The following is a 2,960-nucleotide window of genomic DNA, read 5'->3' on the forward strand; positions in this document are numbered from 1 at the left end:
GAGCGGCACCCCCGCGCGGCCCGGCACGACGGCGTCGCGTGCGTGATGTTCACCTCCGGCTCCACCGGCCGCCCCAAGGGGGTCGCCGCGCCGCACAGGGCGATCGTGGCCACGGTGACCGGGCAGGAGTACGTGCCGTTCGAGGCGGTGTGGCTGCAGTGCTCGCCGGTCTCGTGGGACGCGTTCGCGCTGGAGCTGTGGGGGCCGCTGCTGTCGGGCGGCACCTGCGTGCTGCATCCCGGGCAGCGCGTCGACCCGGTGGTGATGGGGCGGCTGACCGCCGAGCACCGGGTGACGTGCATGTATCTGTCGAGCAGCCTGTTCAACGTGATCGTGGACGAGTACCCGGACGCGCTCACCGGCGTGCGCCACCTGATCGTGGGCGGCGAGGCGCTGTCGCCCGCGCACGTCAGGCGCGCCCTCGAACGGCATCCCGGACTGCGGCTGAGCAACGGGTACGGGCCGGTCGAAGGCATGATCTTCATGACCACGCACCCGGTGACCCCGGTGGACGGGCCGGTGGACGGCAGGGTGCCCATCGGCACGCCGCTGGCGGGCAAGCGCGTGTACGTCCTGGACGAGCGGCTGCGGCCGGTGGCGGACGGGGACGTCGGCGAGTTGTACGCGGCCGGGGACGGCCTGGCCCTGGGCTACCTGGGGCAGCCGGGGCTGACGGCCGAGCGGTTCGTGGCGGATCCGTTCTGGGACCCGGGCGGCCGGATGTACCGGACAGGCGATCTGGTGCGGCTCTCCGGCGGGGTCCTGCAGTTCGTGGGGCGGGCGGACGAGCAGGTGAAGATCCGCGGGTTCCGGGTCGAGCCCGACGAGGTGGCGGACGTGCTGGCGCGCCACCCGTCCGTGGCCCGGGCCGGCGTGGTCGCCAGGGAGGACCCGCCCGGCGAGAAGCGGCTGGTCGCGTACGTGGTCGCGGCGGCCGGCACGCGGGTGCACGACGACGGGACGCCGTGGGAGGGGCACGTGGACGTCGAGGCGCTGCGCGCCTATGCGGCGGCCGTGTTGCCGGACTTCATGGTGCCGTCGGCGTTCGTCGTGCTGCCCGGACTGCCGCTGACCCCCAGCGGGAAACTGGACAAGCTCCGGCTGCCCGCGCCGGCGTACGAGCGGGGCGGCTCCGGGGCGGCGCGCGACGACGTGGAGAAGTCGTTATGCGAGCTGTTCGCCGAGGTGCTCAAAGTGCCGCGGGTGGGCGTCGAGGACGATTTCTTCGCGCTGGGCGGCGACTCGCTGATGGTGGCCAGGCTCCTCAGCAGGATCCACGCCGAGCTGGGGGCCGAGGTGGGCGTCAGGGCCCTGTTCGAGACGCCCACAGTGGCGGCGATCGCCGAGCACGTCAGGGAGCAGGCCGGGGCACGCGCACCGGAGCGGGGCGAGCCCGCGGCACCGATCGCGGAGGAGGCCGCGCTCCCGCTGTCGTTCGCGCAGCGCCGGCTGTGGTTCCTCGACCAGGTCGACGCGGGCGTGGCCTACAACATGCCCATGCTGGTACGGCTCCACGGCCCGGTGGACGTGCCGGCCCTCCGCGGCGCGCTGGAGGACGTGGTGGCCAGGCACGAGGCGCTGCGGACCGTCTTCGCCGTCCACGACGGCGAGCCCGCCCAGCGGGTGCTGCCGGTCGAGGAGGCCAGGCCCGGCTTCAGCGCCGTCGAGGTCCCGGCCGCCGAGCTGGACGGGCGGGTGGCCGAGGCGGCCGGGCACCGGTTCGACCTGGCAGCCGAGCTGCCGATCCACTCCGTGCTGTTCACCACAGGGCCGGACGAGCACGCGCTGCTGCTGGTCATGCATCACATCGCCACCGACGGGTGGTCGCTGCCGCCGTTCATGCGCGACCTGTCACGCTGCTACGCGGCCCGGCTCGGAGGGGTGCCCGCCGGGCTGCCGCCCCTTCCGACCCGGTACGCCGACTACGCGGTGCGGCAGCGCGAGCGCGTGGACGCGCTGGCCGCCGCGGAGCTCGGCTACTGGCGCGAGATGCTTAAGGGCCTGCCCGAACGGCTCCCGCTGCCCCGCACGGCGGAGGACACTGCGGAGACGGCGGGCGCCGCTGACACGGTCGTCAGGCACATCGGCGCGGAGCTGCACGGGCGGCTGGCCGAGCTGGGCAGGCAGCGCGGGGCCACGCTCTTCATGGTGCTCCAGTCGGCCCTCGCCGTCGTGCTCAACCGGGCCGGCGCGGGCACCGACCTGCCCATCGGGTCACCGGTCGCCGGGCGGTCCAGCGACTCCGTGGGGGATCTCGTCGGGTTCTTCGTCAACCTGCTGGTGCTGCGTACCGACCTGTCGGGCGATCCGGACATCGGCGAGCTGGTGGCGCGGGTACGCGAGACGGACCTGGAGGCCTTCGCCCACCAGGAGGTGCCGTTCGAGCGGGTCGTGCAGGACCTCAACCCGGTACGCCACCCCGGGCGGCATCCCCTCGTGGACGTCGTGCTGGCGCTGCAGAACAACGCGCGGGCCGAGCTGGACCTGCCCGGCGTCGAGTCGCGGGTCGAGGTGGTCAGGACCGGGGCGGCACGGTTCGAGCTGCTGGTCGACGTGACGGACGACTACGGCCGCGACGGCGCTCCTGCCGGGATCGCCGTGACCGTCGAGTACCGGGCGGCCGCCTTCGACAGGCTCGTGATGGAGTGGCTGGCCGACGCGCTCGTACGGGTGCTGGAAGCCATGGCGGCTGCCCCGGACGCGCCCGTCTCCTCGATCGCGGTGCCGGAGTTGCCGCAGGTCGGGGTGGAGCCGACATCGGCAGGCGCGTCTCCCACCTGGCCGGCGAGCACCTCCAAGGGAGCGCGGCGGTGGCCGAGCACCGAGCTGGAGCGGCGGATCGCGGGCGTCTGGGCCGACGTGCTGGGCGTGCCGGAGGTCGGGCTCGACGACGGGTTCTTCGCGCTGGGCGGGAACTCGCTGAGCGCCGTGCGGGTCGCGGCGCGGCTGGCGAGCCAGGG

The 2,960-nt window shown here is 74.2% G+C and carries 1 protein-coding gene; it reads left to right on the forward strand.

Annotated elements, in window-relative coordinates; genetic code table 11:
• On the forward strand, positions 1-2,960 hold a 2,960-nt coding region (locus AB0J09_RS61025), incomplete at both ends, for a condensation domain-containing protein (protein ID WP_360713160.1).

The sequence above is a fragment of the Nonomuraea sp. NPDC049784 genome (assembly GCF_040659615.1).
GTDB lineage: Bacteria > Actinomycetota > Actinomycetes > Streptosporangiales > Streptosporangiaceae > Nonomuraea.